11 protein-coding genes are annotated in these 15,365 nt (G+C 73.0%); 3 read left to right on the forward strand and 8 right to left on the reverse strand.

What is annotated here, in order from left to right; all coding sequences use genetic code 11:
- Positions 1 to 356 precede the first annotated feature (356 nt).
- Positions 357 to 1,343 carry a sulfotransferase family protein gene (locus tag ACFYWM_RS09035; protein WP_389910958.1) on the forward strand — a complete coding sequence of 329 codons (987 nt, stop codon included), beginning with the start codon at positions 357 to 359 and terminating at the stop codon, positions 1,341 to 1,343.
- A gap of 154 nt (positions 1,344 to 1,497) precedes the next feature.
- Here the strand turns inward: ACFYWM_RS09035 and ACFYWM_RS09040 are convergent, their stop codons facing one another.
- From ACFYWM_RS09040 to ACFYWM_RS09050, 3 genes are all read right to left on the reverse strand, one after another.
- Positions 1,498 to 2,388 (reverse strand): hypothetical protein, encoded by an 891-nt coding sequence (locus ACFYWM_RS09040; RefSeq protein WP_389910961.1) that lies wholly within the window; start codon positions 2,386 to 2,388, stop codon positions 1,498 to 1,500.
- 451 nt (positions 2,389 to 2,839) lie between these two features.
- Complete coding sequence (locus ACFYWM_RS09045; protein ID WP_389910964.1) at positions 2,840 to 4,162, reverse strand: lanthionine synthetase LanC family protein; 1,323 nt, start codon at positions 4,160 to 4,162, stop codon at positions 2,840 to 2,842.
- A 274-nt stretch (positions 4,163 to 4,436) separates the two neighbouring features.
- Positions 4,437 to 5,240, reverse strand: a complete 804-nt coding sequence (locus ACFYWM_RS09050) for an inositol monophosphatase family protein (protein WP_389910967.1) — start codon at positions 5,238 to 5,240, stop codon at positions 4,437 to 4,439.
- Between the two features lie 196 nt (positions 5,241 to 5,436).
- Here ACFYWM_RS09050 and ACFYWM_RS09055 point away from each other — a divergent pair, with 196 nt between their 5' ends.
- Positions 5,437 to 6,177: a GntR family transcriptional regulator gene (locus ACFYWM_RS09055; protein ID WP_389910970.1), complete on the forward strand. Its 741-nt coding sequence runs from the start codon at positions 5,437 to 5,439 to the stop codon at positions 6,175 to 6,177.
- Positions 6,178 to 6,450: 273 nt separating this feature from the next.
- Positions 6,451 to 8,811 (forward strand): AAA family ATPase, encoded by a 2,361-nt coding sequence (locus ACFYWM_RS09060; RefSeq protein ID WP_389910973.1) that lies wholly within the window; start codon positions 6,451 to 6,453, stop codon positions 8,809 to 8,811.
- A gap of 16 nt (positions 8,812 to 8,827) precedes the next feature.
- Here the strand turns inward: ACFYWM_RS09060 and clpB are convergent, their stop codons facing one another.
- The 5 genes from clpB to dnaK are packed head-to-tail and all read right to left on the reverse strand — an operon-like array spanning position 8,828 to position 15,320.
- Positions 8,828 to 11,446, reverse strand: a complete 2,619-nt coding sequence (gene clpB / locus ACFYWM_RS09065) for an ATP-dependent chaperone ClpB (protein ID WP_389910975.1) — start codon at positions 11,444 to 11,446, stop codon at positions 8,828 to 8,830.
- Entirely contained in the window at positions 11,437 to 11,808 is a 372-nt protein-coding gene (locus ACFYWM_RS09070) for a chaperone modulator CbpM (protein ID WP_389910978.1), read from the reverse strand. The genes clpB and ACFYWM_RS09070 overlap by 10 nt, the downstream gene beginning before the upstream one ends.
- On the reverse strand, positions 11,808 to 12,731 hold the full coding sequence (locus ACFYWM_RS09075) for a DnaJ C-terminal domain-containing protein (RefSeq protein ID WP_389910982.1): 924 nt from the start codon (positions 12,729 to 12,731) through the stop codon (positions 11,808 to 11,810). The genes ACFYWM_RS09070 and ACFYWM_RS09075 overlap by 1 nt, the downstream gene beginning before the upstream one ends.
- Positions 12,731 to 13,414, reverse strand: a complete 684-nt coding sequence (locus ACFYWM_RS09080) for a nucleotide exchange factor GrpE (RefSeq protein ID WP_389910984.1) — start codon at positions 13,412 to 13,414, stop codon at positions 12,731 to 12,733. The genes ACFYWM_RS09075 and ACFYWM_RS09080 overlap by 1 nt, the downstream gene beginning before the upstream one ends.
- Positions 13,407 to 15,320 (reverse strand): molecular chaperone DnaK, encoded by a 1,914-nt coding sequence (gene dnaK, locus ACFYWM_RS09085; protein ID WP_389910987.1) that lies wholly within the window; start codon positions 15,318 to 15,320, stop codon positions 13,407 to 13,409. Before dnaK ends, ACFYWM_RS09080 begins: the two co-directional genes overlap by 8 nt.
- Positions 15,321 to 15,365 lie beyond the last annotated feature (45 nt).

The following is a 15,365-nucleotide window of genomic DNA, read 5'->3' on the forward strand; positions in this document are numbered from 1 at the left end:
GGCGTCGCGGGGACGTGGGGAGAGGAGACCGGCCGCTCCGGGGCACGGGGACGCGCGGACGACGATCTGCGAGCGGCACCGCATCCGAAATACGGCACGAGTACCATATTTATTCACAACGCGACAAAACTCATCCTCGGCCATGAAATAGAGGAAAAGAACTCAGCGTTCACTGAACGGGACAACACCCTTCACGTCCACGACCTGGAGATAGGCGCCGACGACTGGAATCCCCGTACCCGGGAAGCCCCCGGGAAGCCCTTTGGATCACGGCGATCGCACAGCCTGGCGCTTGCCTTCGCCGGAGAAGGGGCTATATTTACCAATAATCATAGTAGGGATTAAGGGTAGTAACGATGCCCCTGCCGAATTTCCTCACGATCGGTGCCCCCAAGTCCGGGACCACCGCTCTGCACGCCGCGCTGGCCCGGCACCCGGGACTGTTCATGTCCCCGGTGAAGGAGCCGAAGTTCTTCCTCAGCGACGGCCCTCCGCCGACCAGGGGAGGACCGGGCGACGCGCAGACCTACCGCGAACACGTCTGGAGACGCGAGGACTACGAGGCCCTGTTCGACGCGGCACCGCCGGGAACGCTCACCGGCGAGTCCACCCCGTTCTATCTCTACGATCTGGCGGCGCAGCGGCGGATCAGGGAGGCCATCCCCGATGCCAGGCTCATCGTGGTGCTGCGCGACCCGGTGGAGCGCGCCCACTCCAACTGGACGCACCTGTGGTCGGCCGGGCTCGAACCGATCGGCGACGTGGTGCGGGCCTGCGCCGAGGAGGAGCGGCGGATCAAGGCGGGCTGGGCCCCGTTCTGGCACTACCGCGGGCTCGGCAAGTACGGTGAGCAGCTCCGGCACCTGTTCACCCTCTTCCCCCGCGAGCAGGTGCTCGTCTACCGCTACCGCGACCTGGTCGACCGCCCCGCCGAGACCCTCGACCGGATCTGCCGCTTCCTCGGGGTGGAGACCGGCGTGGTCACCGAGGTCCCCCGGGAGAACGTGACCGCCCACCCCGAGCCCACCCGGGGGCACCGGGTGCTGTCGCGGGCGCTGCGCGTGGGGTCGTCCGTGGGCCGGTTCCTGCCCTCGCGGGTGAGCGTGGCGCTGACCGACCCGCTGGAGCGCAGGCTGCAGGAGCGGGCCCGCTCCCGCCAGCCGCTGACCTGGGACCAGCGGGAGAAGCTGATCTCCTACTTCACCGAGGACGTGGCGCTGCTGCAGAGGATGACCGGGGAGGACTTCAGCGACTGGCTCCTGCCCCGTGAGCGCTCCGGCGGCCTGGTGGGCGTCCGCCCCGACGGCCAGCGCCAGGCCCGCAACGGCCGCCCCCAGGCCTAACCGGGACCTGGCCGGGACCTGGCCGGGAGCGGTCCCCGGCGCGACCGCGAACCGGACGATCCCGGGCCCGGCCGAGCCGGTCCCGGGCACGACGGCGCGCACCCGGGACCTCGGCCGCCCCGGCGCGGGATTCGTGCGCGCCGGGGGCCCGTGATCAGCGCAGTTCGGTGCGGAGCTCGTGCGCCCCGTCCGCGCGGGTGTACTCGTAGTAGAGCCGCCGCCCGCCGCCCGGCAGGTCCACGATGTCCAGGTAACGCAGGCCGCCACCCTCGTACGGCGAGACCCCGACGGGCTCGGTGCCGAGCGGGGTGAGCTCGGCGGGGTCGGCGCCGACCGCGACGCCGGTCTTCTCCTCGTAGTTCTCCGACGCGGTGGCCCGGCCGTCGTAGAAGGCCACCACCTTGTCGTCGAGGAAGCGGACCGCCGCCACCCGCGCGCCCCGGGCGTCCCAGACGCCGGGACGGCCGCTGAGCGCGGTGCCCTGCCAGGTCCACTCGATGCCGTCGGCGCTGGTGGCGTAGTCGGTCACCATCTGGTCGGCCTCGTCGGCCTCGTCCAGCGGGTGGCAGGAGGCCCACAGGTGCCACACGCCCTCGCGCACCACGATCACCGGGTCCTTGACACCGGTCTTCGGGTCGCCGGGCAGCACGACCCGGCGCTGCGAGGCCCGGAAGCCGGACGGGTCGTCGGCCTCCAGCACCTCGACCCGCCAGTGCTTGGTGTCGTAGGTGGCGCAGCTGAGGTAGAGCCTCCAGCGCCCCTCCGGCGTACGGACCAGGGTGGGGCGCTCCAGCGACTCGGTGTCCATCTCCTCCCTGCCGATCGTGAGCAGGGTCTCGAACCGCTCACCGTCGGTGGAGCGGGCGACGGCGACGGCGTAACCCCGGCCCTCGCCGACGGGGCGGCGCAGCCGGTAGGCGAGGTAGATCAGGCCGTCGCTCGCCACGGCGCTCGGGGCACCGGCCCAGTGGCCGGCACCCGGCTGAGCCGGTTCGATCGCGACGGTGGAACGGTTGGGGTCGGGAAGGAAATCCTCGATTGTCACGACACCGAGATTAGGTAAGCCTTGGGTAGCACTCACGGAGAATCACCAATCGTCATCACGAGCTTTGTCACCCCTTGACGGCCAAAGGGCATATCGTCCTTGGTTTCTCCGGCGCGAGGGGCACCGGTGGCCGCCACTCTCCACGACCGGATCGGCACGAGCGGGCGTACCGGGGGTGACACGGTCCGGGGTGCCGGGTCGGCGCCGGGGACGTGTCCGTGGCACCGGGCCCGGTGGAGGCCTCGATGCCCGACCGTACACGCTGCGGGAACGTGCACGGGCGCGGCGGGCCTCCGCGGCCCTCGCGTCGCGCTCTCCCGCGCCGCCGGATCACGGCGGCTCGTACCGCTCCCGTACGGGACGGCGCGGCCCTCGCGCCACACCCGTCACGCTCGCCGGTGACGACCGGCCGGCCCACCGGCGACGTGCCTTTCACGATCGTCCGGGACCGTCAGGACCGGCGGAGCGTCGCACTCGGCAGCGGGATGGCCGGGAACGGGTTGTCGGGGGGCAGGACGAGCCGCCGGGCCTCCTGCGGGCGGGCGGTGGCGTCCAGGTGCAGGAGAGCGGCCCCGACCCCCGCCGCGCCGACCATGTAGCCGGTGTCGGCGGTGACCTCCCAGGGGCGCAGCCTGCGGTAGGCCTGGTACCAGCGGGTTCCCCTGCCGTCGTGGGCGGTGGCCCGGCCGGTCAGGTTCTCCCCCAGCGTGCGGGCGAACTCCAGGTGCCGGCGATGGCCGGTCGCCGCCCAGAGCCCGACGAACAGCTCCACCAGACCGGCGGTGCCGCAGCACTGGCAGGCGGAGTTCCAGAACCCGCCGCTCTGGCTGGCGGGGGCGCCGCTGCGGACGATGCCCCTGGCCAGCCGCTCGGCCCAGTCGAGGTCCCCGGCGTCGCCCGAGACCCGGTGCAGCTCGTAGAACATCCGGGCGACCCCGGCGGAGCCGGAGCAGAAGCCCAGGTAGTGCAGGTCGCGGCCCTGCGGGATGTGGTGCGGCACCAGCGCGCACCGCTCGGTCACCGCGCTGACCGCGCGGACGAAGTCGGCTCCCCTGCGGGAGGCGCCGAGGAAGTTGCTCTCGCCGGTCACGCCGTACAGGCGGGCGAGCAGGAAGGCGGTCCCGGCGGTCCCCGACAGGAAGCCCGGGGTGACCGCGTCCAGCGGCAGGTCCGCGCAGGCGCCCTCGCCGAAGCGGTGGCCGGGGACGACGAGGGTGGCGATGCGGGCACCGGCCTCGACCGCGACCTCCTGGTAGGCGGGCACCCCCAGGATGCCCGCGGCGTGCAGCAGGCCGAGGATGATCCCGCCGTCGCCCCGCTGCGCGGGGTCGCCGGTCCAGCCCAGCCCGCCGTCGATGGGACGGGCGCTGCGCACGATGCGGTCGGCGACGGCGCCCGCCTCGACCTCGAAGGCCCCCTCCCCGGTGGCCCACCCGGCCTCGGCCAGGGCGAACATCACCCCGGCCAGGCCGTGGTGGAGGGAGAGGTCGGCCTGCTCGCGCCAGGTGGCGCTGAGGTAGCGGGCCCCGGCCCTGGCGTCGTCGAGGTAGCCGTCGTCTCCGGTGGCGGCGGCGAGCTCCAGGAAGAACAGGATGATCCCGGCCGCCCCCGAGTACAGCGACAGGGGGTGGTCGGGCATCGCGGCCCGGCCCCGGGGATCGGGGTTCGCCTGCCAGTGGCGCCCCCGCTCGTCGTCCACCGCCGCCGAACGGATCCAGCGCGCGGCCCCGACAGCGGCGGCCAGCGGGCTCTCGGCCTCCGGCTCCAGGCTCATGGCGGCTCCTTCGTACGGCGAGACAATCATTTTACCTGTATTTCCTACAGGATCAATAGGTAATGCGGTGGCCGACACGCTGGGTCCGCCTGTGCGAGAGTCTTCCACACGGACCGGCGCCGTCTCGCACGAACCGGCCCGAGCCTCTTCCCGGATCCGTGCCCGCCCGCACCCGCCCGCACCCGTCCCCGCCTGCCCATGCCCGCCCGGCCCTGTCCAGACCCCGTCCGGACCTCGTCCAGGCCCCGCTCGTCCCTGCCCGGCTCACCGGCGCTCAGGCCGGGCGGTCGCGGAGGAGCAGGTCGCTCATGACCGACCCCGCCAGGTCGAAGCCCCCGACGTGGGCGAGGTAACCGCCGGGCTCGAAGATCGACCCGTCCAGCGGGATGAAGACGCCGCCCGCCTGGCGGACCAGCAGCGACCCTGCCGCCATGTCCCACGGGCTGACCCCGCTGCCGTAGGCGACGTCCGCCCACCCTCCCGCGACGTGCGCCAGCTTGAGCGCGGTGCTGCCGGGACGGCGCGTGGAGGCGAACGCCTCCACCATCCTGCCGAACCGGCGCAACGCCTCCTCGCCGACCTCGGCCAGCTCCCAGGGGGTGGGATAGCTGGTCAGCAGCACCCCCTCCCGGTCACTCGCGGCGCCGGAACTGCGCAGCGGCACGCCGTTGCACCAGGCCCCGCCCAGGTCGGCCCGGAACTCGTCGTCGCGCACCGGGTCGTACACCACCCCGGCGACCACCTCGTCCCCGACGGCGGCGGCGATCGACACGCAGAAGAACGGCAGCCCGGCGGCGAAGTTCGCGGTCCCGTCGATCGGGTCGACGTACCAGCGGATCTCGCCGGAGCCCCTGCTGCCGCCCTCCTCGCCGATGATCGTGCTGCCCGGGACGCGCCTGCCGATGATCTCCCGGATGGTCTCCTCCGCGGCGTGGTCGTGCTCGGTCACCGGATCGTGGAAGTCTTTCTTGGTCTCGACCGCGGGACGCGACCTGAACGCCCCCCGGAGCCGGTCGCCCACCGCGCGGGCGGCCTCGACCGCGATGGCGGAGAGCTCTGCTGCGGTGCCCTGATCCATGCTTCCTCCATTGACGCGAACCCGTGGCGCGAACTCGGTGACGCGGGCCCGGTGACGCGAACCGCCTTCCATCCTGTACGAGGACGCCTGCCCCGTACGCGCCCGGCCCGCACCTCCCACGGGTCCCGGCCGGTTTTTGTCAAGACATTCTGATGTCCGCTAGCCTGACGGCGCGGCGTGTCAACCGGGAGGGCGAATGACGGCGCAGCTCGCCATCGATCTCGACCGGTCCAGCCCGGTCCCGCTCTACTTCCAGGTGGCCGAGCAGATCTCCGAGGCCATCCGCCGCGGCGACCTGCCCCCCGGATCGCGGCTCGACAACGAGATCCTGCTCGCCGACCGGCTGGGCCTGTCGCGCCCGACCGTCCGCCAGGCGATCCAGTATCTGGTCGACAAGGGCCTGCTGGTACGCAAGCGGGGCGTCGGCACCCAGGTGGTGCACGGCCAGGTCAAGCGTTCCGTCGAGCTGACCAGCCTCTACGACGACCTGCGCAGGGCCGGCCAGGAGCCGGCCACCAGGGTGCTCGTCCTGGGACCGGCCCCGGTGGAGGAGTCGGTCGCCACGATCCTCGGGGTCGCGCCCGGCACCGAGATGCTCCGCCTGGAGCGGATCCGCTACGCCGCCGGGGAGCCGCTGGCCCTGCTGCACAACTGGCTGCCCTCCGGTCTCGCCCCGCTGACCGCCGACGGCCTCCAGGAGCGTGGGCTGTACGAGATGCTCCGCGCCGCGGGGGTGCGGATGCGCGTGGCGAACCAGCGCATGGGGGCGCGGGCCGCCACGGCGGCCGAGGCCAGGCTGCTCGGCGAGCGGCGCGGGGCGCCGCTGCTCACGATGGTCCGCACCACCTACGACGACCAGGGCAGGGCCGTCGAGCACGGCTCCCACGTCTACCGCGCCTCCCACTACTCCCTGGAGGTCACGCTCATCGAGCGCTGACCGGGCGTCGGCCGGAGGCCGAACGGGCACCGGCCGGACGCCCGATCCGGCCGGTCGGGCCAAGGATCACGCTCGTCGAGCGCCGATCGGGCGCCATCGGGCACTGCCCGGACACTGACCGGACGGATCGCCCGGCTGGTGGGGCCCTGAGGTCAAATCTGTGCCAAACCACCGGTGTGCAGCGGTGCCCGACGCGTGATGATTCGTCCCCTGGGGATGTCATATGCGTAATCACTCCTCAGGAAGCCCGCCGTATGACCCCAGATCCGAGACATGACTATGCGCGGCCGGAAAGATGAGTGGGCGGCGGTTCTCGCCCTGCTGGGAGGTGTCACGTCCGCGACCGGGAACGTCGTGCTCGTCGAGGGCGAACCCGGGACGGGGAAGTCGCTGCTGCTCGCCGAGGCCGCGAGCGCGGCGACCGCGCGGGGGACGGCGGTGGCGAGCGGGCGGGCCGACGAGCTGGGGCGGCTGACCCCGCTGGGACCGCTGCTGGCCGCGCTCGGGGACTCGCCGACGCTTCCGATCCCCATGACCAGGAGCACCTCCCCCGACGGGCCGGGACTGCTGCTGTGGCTCGCCGAGCAGGTCAGGACCTCGCTGGAGAGAAGGCTGGCCTCGGGGCCGTTGCTGGTGGTTCTGGACGATCTCCAGTGGGCCGACCCCGCCACGGTCATGGCCCTGCGGACGATGCCCTCGCGGCTGGCCTCGTACCCCGTGGCGTGGCTGCTGGCCCGCCGCGACACCCCGGCACCCGGCGAGGCGGGGCGGCTGTTCGACCTGCTGGAGCGGGAGGGGGCCGTACGGATCGCGCTGGGCCCCCTCGACGAGGGGGCGGTGACCGAGATCTCCGCCGACATCCTGGGCGCGGTCCCCGGGGAGGACCTGGCGGCGCTGGCCGCCCAGGCCGGGGGCAACCCGCTCCTGCTCGCCGAGCTTCTCACCGGGCTGCGCGAGGAGGGCGCCGTCCTGGTCGAGGACGGCGTCGCCCGACTGGCCGGGACCGCGCTGACCGGGACCGCACCGGCCGGGACCGCGCCCGCCGGGACCGCATCCACCGAAACGGCACTGCCCCCGCGCCTGCACACCGCCGTCCGGCGGCGCCTGGACGAGCTCGGCGTCAGGACCAGGTACCTGCTGGAGGCCGTCGCGGTGCTGGGACGCTCTTTCACACCGGCGTACGTGGCCGAGATGCTCGGCGAGACCCCCGCCGCGCTGCTTCCCCCGCTGGAGGAGGCGCTGGCGGCCGGGGTGCTCGTGACCGACCACGACGAGCTGACGTTCCGGCACGAGCTGGTGTGGCGGTCGATCGTCGAGGAGGTGCCGTCACCGGTGCGGCGGGCGCTGCGCGAGCAGGTCGAGCGCGCCTCCGGAGCCCCGCGGTCCCCCTCGTCCCAGGGCTGCGAGGCGGGCAGGCTCGTGGACCTGGCCCTGCTCGCGTGGGACGAGGGCGGGCTCTCACAAGGGCTGGACCTGGCGCGCGAGGCCGTGGAGCAAAGAAAACGAGGGCGGCGCCCGCGACGGCAGCCGAGGGCGGTGCTGGCCTCGATGCTGATCGACCTGTGGCTGCTGGACGAGGCGAGACTGACGACGGAGAGCGCCGCCGAGGAGGCCGACGCCGAGGGCGAGCCCGGGTGGGCCGCCGAGATCCCCGTCCTGCGCGCCCGGCTGGACCTGGCGGCGGGCCGGCTCGGCGGCGCGATCGAGCACGGGGAGGCGGGCCTCACCGCCGCCGGGACCCTGGACGCCCCGCTCCTGGCCTCCTCCGCCCTGTCGGTGCTCGGCACCGCGTCGCTGCGCGCGGGCGACCTGCCGGGGGCCATCGGTTACATGGAGAGGGACCCGGTCAGGTCGGCACCCGGCGTACCGCCCCGCGCGTGGCTGCGGTCGGAACTGGTGGCCGGGCGGATCAGCGAGGCGCGCGACGGCGCGGCGGGCGGCATGGGCTCGCTCGGCGGGATCTGCGACGCGCTGCCCCGCCACCTCGGGGCGCTGGCAGGCGAGCCCACCGCCGCGGCGTGGCTGGTACGGATGGCGATGGCGGCGGAGGACCGGCACAGGGCCGACGCCGTGATCGGCGCGGCCGAGGACATCGCCCGGCGCAACCCCGCCCTGTCCGGCCCGTCGGCGTCCGCCGACCACGCGCGGGGCCTGCGGGAGGGCGATCCCGAGGCGCTGGGCCGCGCGGCGGCCGGGCACGCCGACCCCTGGGCCAGGGGATCGGCCGCGGAGGACCTCGGCGTGCTGCTCGGCGCGGACGGCGACCGCCGGGACCTGGCCGTGGAGAGCCTGAAGACCGCGCTGACCTGCTACGGGGCCGTGGAGGCCACCCGGGACGCGGCACGGGTACGGGGCAGGCTGCGGCTCCTGGGCGAGCGGTGCCGCCACTGGGCCAGGACCGACCGTCCCGTGTCGGGGTGGGCCAGCCTGACCGGTACCGAGCAGGCCGTCTGCGACCTGGTCTCCAAAGGGCTGACGAACCGGCACGCCGCCGAGCAGATGTTCATCAGCGAGCACACCGTCGCCTTCCACCTGCGGCAGGTCTTCCGCAAGCTGGGCATCCACTCGCGGGTCGAGCTGGCCAGGCTCGCGGTGGAGGAGAACGGCGGCAGGGACCGCCCCCGCCTCCGCTGAGACAACCGATGGCGGCTCATCCGTAGGTGACGGCGAGCTCGTCCCCGGCCAGGTCCACCCGGACCACGGCTCCCTCGTCCGCCTCCCCCGACAGGAGTGCGCGGCCGATGCGCGTCTCGACCTCCCTGGCGATGAACCGGCGCAGCGGGCGGGCCCCGTACACGGGGTCGTAGCCCCGCTCGGCGATGTGCCGCAGCGCCGCCTCGGTGACCTCCAGCCGGATGCCCCGATGGTCGAGGCGGGTCCGCAGCTCGACGAACATCAGGCCGACGATGCGCTCGATCTCCTCGGGGGTGAGCGGCTTGAAGATCACGATGTCGTCGACGCGGTTGAGGAACTCGGGACGGAAGTGCGAGCGCAGCTCGGCCATCACCCGCTGCTGCGCCTCGGGCTCGATCTCCCCGCTCGACGTGACGCCGTCGAGGAGGTACACCGACCCGAGGTTGGAGGTCATGATCAGGACGGTGTTGCGGAAGTCGACGGTCCTGCCCTGCGCGTCGGTGAGCCGCCCGTCGTCGAGCACCTGCAGCAGCGTGTTGAAGACGTCGGCGTGCGCCTTCTCCACCTCGTCGAAGAGCACCACGGAGTACGGCCTGCGCCGCACCGCCTCGGTCAGCTGGCCGCCCTCCTCGTACCCGACGTAGCCGGGGGGCGCGCCGACGAGGCGGCTGACCGTGTGCCGCTCCTGGTACTCGCTCATGTCGATGCGGATCATGTTGTCCTCGGTGTCGAAGAGCGCCTCCGCGAGCGCCTTGGCCAGCTCCGTCTTGCCGACGCCCGTGGGCCCCAGGAAGACGAACGACCCGATCGGGCGGCGCGGGTCCTTGATGCCGGAGCGGGCCCGGATGACGGCGTCGGCCACCAGCCGTACCGCCTCGTCCTGGCCGATCACCCGCTCGTGCAGGATCTGGTCGAGCCGCAGGAGCTTCTCGCGCTCTCCCTCGCGCAGCCGGCTCACCGGGATGCCCGTCCACCGGGAGACGATCATCGAGATCTCCTCGTCGGTGACGACCTCGCGCAGCAGGCGCGACGTACCCTGCTTGGCCGACAGCCGTTCCTCCTCGGACTCCAGCCGCCGCAGCAGGTCCGGCAGCCTGCCGTGCCGCAGCTCCGCGGCGCGGTTGAGGTCGTAGTCGCGCTCGGCCCGCTCGGCGTCCGCGCGTACCTGCTCGATCTCCGCGCGCAGGGCCTGGACGGCGCGCAGGGCGTGCCGCTCGGCCTCCCACTGCGCCCGCATGGCGTCGGCCTCGGCGTGCAGGTCGGCGAGCTCCCTGCGCAGTTCCTCCAGCCGGGCCCCGCTCGCGGAGTCCTCCTCCCTGGTGAGTTCCCTGGCGAGCGCGGCCTCCTCGATCTCCAGGCGCATCACCCTGCGGGTGAGCTCGTCGAGCTCGGCGGGCATCGAGTCGATCTCCGTACGGAGCATCGCGCACGCCTCGTCCACCAGGTCGATGGCCTTGTCCGGCAGGAAACGGTCGGAGATGTAGCGGTGGCTCAGCACGACGGCCGCCACCAGCGCGCTGTCCTGGATCTTCACCCCGTGGAAGATCTCCAGGCGCTCGCGCAGGCCGCGCAGGATGGACACGGCGTCCTCGACCGACGGCTCGTCGACCATCACCGGCTGGAAGCGGCGCTCCAGGGCGGCGTCCTTCTCGACGTGCTTGCGGTACTCGACGAGGGTCGTGGCCCCGATCATGTGCAGTTCGCCCCGGGCCAGCATGGGCTTGAGCATGTTGCCCGCGTCCATCGCGCCCTCGGCGGCCCCGGCGCCCACCACGGTGTGCATCTCGTCGACGAAGAGCAGGATGCGCCCCTCGGCGGCTTTGACCTCGTTGAGCACCGCCTTGAGCCGCTCCTCGAACTCGCCCCGGTACTTGGCCCCGGCCACCAGCGAGCCCATGTCGAGGCTGAAGACCGTCTTGCCCTTGAGCCCCTCCGGCACGTCCCCGTGGCTGATCCGCAGGGCGAGCCCCTCCACGATGGCGGTCTTGCCCACGCCGGGGTCGCCGACGAGGACCGGGTTGTTCTTCGTCTTGCGGGACAGGATCTGCACGACGCGGCGGATCTCGGCGTCGCGCCCGACGACCGGGTCGAGCCTGCCCGACACGGCGTCCGCCACCAGATCGCGCCCGTACTTCTCCAGCGCCTCGTACGCCACCTCGGGCATCGCGGACGTCACCCGCTGGTTGCCGCGGATCGCGGTGAGCGCCTTGAGGAAGCCGTCCCTGACCAGCCCCTGCTCGTGCAGCAGCCGCCCGGCGGAGGACGCGCTGCCCTCCTCGATCAGGGCGACGATCAGGTGCTCCACCGACACGTACTCGTCCTTCAGCCGGTCGGCCTCCCGCTTGGCCGTCTCCAGCAGGCGCGAGAGCCGCTGCGTCACGTAGACCTGTCCGGGCGCGGCGCCGGGGCCGCTCACCCGCGGGCGGCGGCCCAGCTCGGCCTCCAGGTCGCTCCTGAGCCGGTCGGTGTCGACGTTCGCGTACGAGAGCAGGCGAGGTGTCAGCCCCTCGGGCTGGTCGAGCAGCGCCAGCAGCAGGTGCTCGCCGTCCACCTCGGTGTGCCCGAAACGCAGGGCCTTGGTCTGCGCGTCGTGCAGCGCCTCCTGCGACTTCTGCGTCAGCCGGTTCATGTCCACGGCGGGCCTCCGGTGGGTCGGGGACGGCCGCGCTGGGCGGCCTCCAGGTCGGCGATGCGGTCCAGCAGGTCCAGTACGAGGCCGAGCGCCGCGTAGTTGATCGAGAACGCGGCCCGCAGCCGCCGGATCCGCGCCATGGTGAGCAGCTGGGAGGGCGGGAACCACAGCCGCCCGGCGGCGTCGGCCCACGCGTCGAGCACCCCCAGCGCGACGAGGCGCCGCACCAGCTCGGGGTGGGTCCCCGTCTCCCTGGCGAACGTCTCCAGATCCAGACGCTCGGGCCTGACCAGCTGGTAGGCCCTGGCCGTCCTCCGCGGAGCCTCCGGGCCGGGTGTCCCGCGTTCCTGGTACGGGTGGTTCATCACCGCCTCCTCGGGTCGAACGCCGAGACCGCGGCGAGCTGCTCGAACAGCCGCCGCTCCTCCTCCGACAACCGCTCCGGGACCATGATCCGCACCTCGGCGTACAGGTCGCCCGGCCTGTCCGCGCGGCTCGGCATCCCCCGGCCGCGCAGCCGCAGCCGCCTGCCGCCGGACGTCCCCGGCGGCACCTTCACCTTGGTGTCGCCCCCGGGGGTGTCGACCACGACGGAGGCGCCGAGCGCCGCCTCCCACGGGGTGACCGGGAGCAGGACGTGGATGTCGCGCCCCTCGATCCGGTAGCGGGGGTGCGGGGCGATCCTGACGATCAGGTAGAGGTCGCCCGCCGCCGCCCCGTCGCCGCCCCTGCCGCCCTGCCCGGCCAGCCTGACGCGCTGCCCGTCGGTGACGCCCGGCGGGATGTCGACCCGCAGCCCGCGCGAGCCGACGGTGATGGAGCGGCGCCCGCCCCGGTAGGCCTCCTCGACGGTCAGGACGATCTCGGCCTCCTGGTCGGCACCGGGGATCGGCCCCCAGCTCGCGCCGGACCGGCCCCGCCTGCCGGAGAACAGCCCCTCGAAGAGGTCGTCGAGGTCGACCCCCTCCTGGAAGCCGCCGAAACCCCCGCCCCCACCCCGAGGACCGGCCCTGCCCCGGCTCCCGGCTCGCGCCCACGTCTCCGGGTCCACGTCCTCGGGCACCTGGCGGAACTCCGGCCCGAACGCGTCGTAGCGGCGCCGGGTCTCGGGGTCGGACAGCACGCTGTAGGCCTCGGAGACCTCCTTGAAGCGGTCCTCGGCGGACGGGTCCTTGTTGACGTCGGGGTGGTTGGCCCGCGCCAGCTTGCGGTAGGCGCGCTGGACGTCCTCCTGGCTCGCCCCCCGCCTCACGCCGAGGATCTCGTAGAAGTCCCGGTCGGGGGGCATCATGCCCCCTTGGCCACCACGACCAGCGCGGGCCGCAGCTGCCGTTCGCCGTCCCCGTAGCCGGGGCGCACCACCTGCAGGACCGTGCCGTCGGGAACGCCCTCCTGCGAGAGCACGCCCACCGCCTCGTGCCTGGCCGGGTCGAACACGGCCCCCTCGTCGTCGCGGCGCGTGTAGCCGAGGCGGGACAGCACCTCCTGCGCCTGGTCGCGGATCGCCCGCATCCCGTCGACGATGGAGCCGGGATCGGTCCCCGCGTGCTCCAGCGCGCGGTCCAGGTTGTCCAGCACGGGCAGCCACTCCCCCGCCGCCCGCGCCCGCTCCTCCGACCGCGTCCGCTCCGCGTCCCTGCCGACGCGTTTGCGCAGGTTGTCGAGGTCGGCGAGGGCACGGCGCCAGCGGTCCTGGAGATCGGCCACCTGGTCCTGGAGCTCCCGCACGCGATCCTGGAGACCGTCCGAGACACCCGAAGCGTCCGGGGTGTTCGAGGTGTCCGAAGCGTCCGGGGTGTCACGGGTGATCGAGGCATCCGAGGTGCCCGCCCGCCCCTCCCGGCCGGTGTCCCGCTCCCTGCCCTCGCCCCGCTCCTGGTCGTACGGCTCCCGGCCGGGCGGGTCGTACCCACCGCGAGGATCCCCGTCACGGCGCGGGACGTGCCGGTCACGCCCGGGTGTCTCACTCATCGGTCGTGAACTCCGCGTCGATGACGTCGTCGTCCCGGCCGCCCGGGGAGCCGGCCGCTCCCTGACCACTCGCGGCCCCGGCTCCGGCACCCGCCCCGGCTCCGGGAGCGCCGGAGCCCGCCGCGCCGAGGCTGTGGAAGACCTGCTGGAGCTCGGCGGTGAGCGAGCGGACCCGGTCGAGCGTCGCCTCCTGCTTGATCGCGTCGCGGGCGTCGTGCGCCAGCATGTCGGCCCGCGCCCTCTCGTGGACGGGCACCGAGTCGCCCAGCTCCGCCAGGCGGTGCTCCACCTGGTAGGCGGCACTGTCGAGCTCGTTGCGCGCGTCCACCACCTGCCGCATCCGCCGGTCCTCCTCGCGGTGCCGCTCGGAGTCTGCGACCATCCGCTCGACCTCGCTCGTGTCCAGGTTCGAGCTCTCGCTGATCGTGATGCGCTGCTCGGCGCCGGTGTCCTTGTCCTTGGCCGAGACGTTCAGGATCCCGTTGGCGTCCACGTCGAAGGTCACCTCGACCTGCGGCACGCCGCGCGGGGCGGGCCGGATGTTCTCCAGCCGGAACCGGCCCAGGGGACGGTTGTCGGCGGCGCGCTCGCGCTCGCCCTGCAGCACGACGACGTCCACGGCGCTCTGGTTGTCCTCGGCGGTGCTGAACGTCTCGGAACGGCGGGCCGGGATGGTCGTGTTCCGCTCGATGACCTTCGTCATCACCCCGCCGAGCGTCTCGATGCCGAGGGAGAGCGGGATCACGTCGAGCAGTACGACGTCCTTCAGCTCTCCCTTGATGACGGCGGCCTGGATCGCGGCCCCCAGCGCCACGACCTCGTCCGGGTTGACCGTCATGTTCGGTTCCTTGCCGCCCGTCATGCGGCGTACCAGGTTCTGCACGGCGGGCATCCTGGTCGAGCCGCCCACCAGGATCACCTCGTCGATGTCGTCGGCGGTGAGCTTGGCGTCGGCCATGGCCTGCCGGACGGGCCCCTGGCACCGTTCGAGCAGGTCGGCGGTGATCTCCTCGAAGGTCGAGCGCCTGAGCGTGGTGTTCAGGTGCTTGGGGCCCGAGGCGTCCGCGGTGATGAAGGGCAGGCTGACCTGCGTCTGGGTGACCGCCGACAGCTCGACCTTGGCCTTCTCCGCGGCCTCGAACAGCCGCTGCAGGGCCTGCGGGTCCCCGCGCAGGTCGATGCCGTTGTCCCGCTGGAACTCGTCGGCGAGGTGGTCGACGATGCGCCGGTCGAAGTCGTCGCCGCCCAGATGGGTGTCGCCCGCGGTCGACCGTACCTCCACCACGCCGTCCCCGATGGCGAGGACGCTGACGTCGAAGGTGCCGCCGCCCAGGTCGAAGACGAGCACGGTCTCGCTCTCCTGGCGGTCGAGCCCGTAGGCGAGGGCCGCCGCGGTCGGCTCGTTGATTATCCGCAGGACCTCCAGACCGGCGATCTTCCCGGCGTCCTTGGTGGCCTGGCGCTGGGAGTCGTTGAAGTACGCGGGCACGGTGATGACCGCCTCGGTGACCTTCTCCCCCAGGAACTTCGAGGCGTCGTCCACGAGCTTGCGCAGGACGGCCGCGGCGATCTCCTCCGGCGCGTACAACTTTTCATTGATCTTGAAGCGGACGGCACCGTCGGGGCCGGGGACGACGTCGAACGACACGGCGGTCAGCTCGCTGGCGACCTCGTCGTGGCGGCGGCCGATGAAGCGCTTGGCCGAGTAGATCGTCCCCTTGGGGTTCAGGATCGCCTGGCGGCGGGCCAGCTGGCCGACCAGGCGCTCACCGCTGTCGGTGAACGCCACGACCGAGGGTGTCGTCCGCGCCCCCTCTGCGTTGGGGATCACCGTGGGCTTGTCGCCCTCCATCGTGGCGATCACCGAGTTGGTGGTACCCAGGTCGATTCCGACTGTTTTCGGCATGCTGCCCTCCTATGCGCTGTGGCCCGAACTGCGCTGTGGCCCGAG

Source organism: Streptosporangium sp. NPDC002721 (assembly GCF_042888905.1).
GTDB lineage: Bacteria > Actinomycetota > Actinomycetes > Streptosporangiales > Streptosporangiaceae > Streptosporangium.

What these genes read in the sequence shown, in the direction of transcription:
- ACFYWM_RS09035 (WP_389910958.1), top strand. Translation starts at nt 357, where the DNA reads ATGCCCCTGCCGAATTTCCTCACGATCGGTGCCCCCAAGTCCGGGACC.
- ACFYWM_RS09060 (WP_389910973.1), top strand. Translation starts at nt 6,451, where the DNA reads ATGACTATGCGCGGCCGGAAAGATGAGTGGGCGGCGGTTCTCGCCCTG.
- ACFYWM_RS09080 (WP_389910984.1), bottom strand. Translation starts at nt 13,414, where the DNA reads ATGAGTGAGACACCCGGGCGTGACCGGCACGTCCCGCGCCGTGACGGG.
- ACFYWM_RS09070 (WP_389910978.1), bottom strand. Translation starts at nt 11,808, where the DNA reads ATGAACCACCCGTACCAGGAACGCGGGACACCCGGCCCGGAGGCTCCG.
- ACFYWM_RS09050 (WP_389910967.1), bottom strand. Translation starts at nt 5,240, where the DNA reads ATGGATCAGGGCACCGCAGCAGAGCTCTCCGCCATCGCGGTCGAGGCC.
- ACFYWM_RS09075 (WP_389910982.1), bottom strand. Translation starts at nt 12,731, where the DNA reads ATGCCCCCCGACCGGGACTTCTACGAGATCCTCGGCGTGAGGCGGGGG.
- dnaK (WP_389910987.1), bottom strand. Translation starts at nt 15,320, where the DNA reads ATGCCGAAAACAGTCGGAATCGACCTGGGTACCACCAACTCGGTGATC.
- ACFYWM_RS09045 (WP_389910964.1), bottom strand. Translation starts at nt 4,162, where the DNA reads ATGAGCCTGGAGCCGGAGGCCGAGAGCCCGCTGGCCGCCGCTGTCGGG.
- ACFYWM_RS09055 (WP_389910970.1), top strand. Translation starts at nt 5,437, where the DNA reads ATGACGGCGCAGCTCGCCATCGATCTCGACCGGTCCAGCCCGGTCCCG.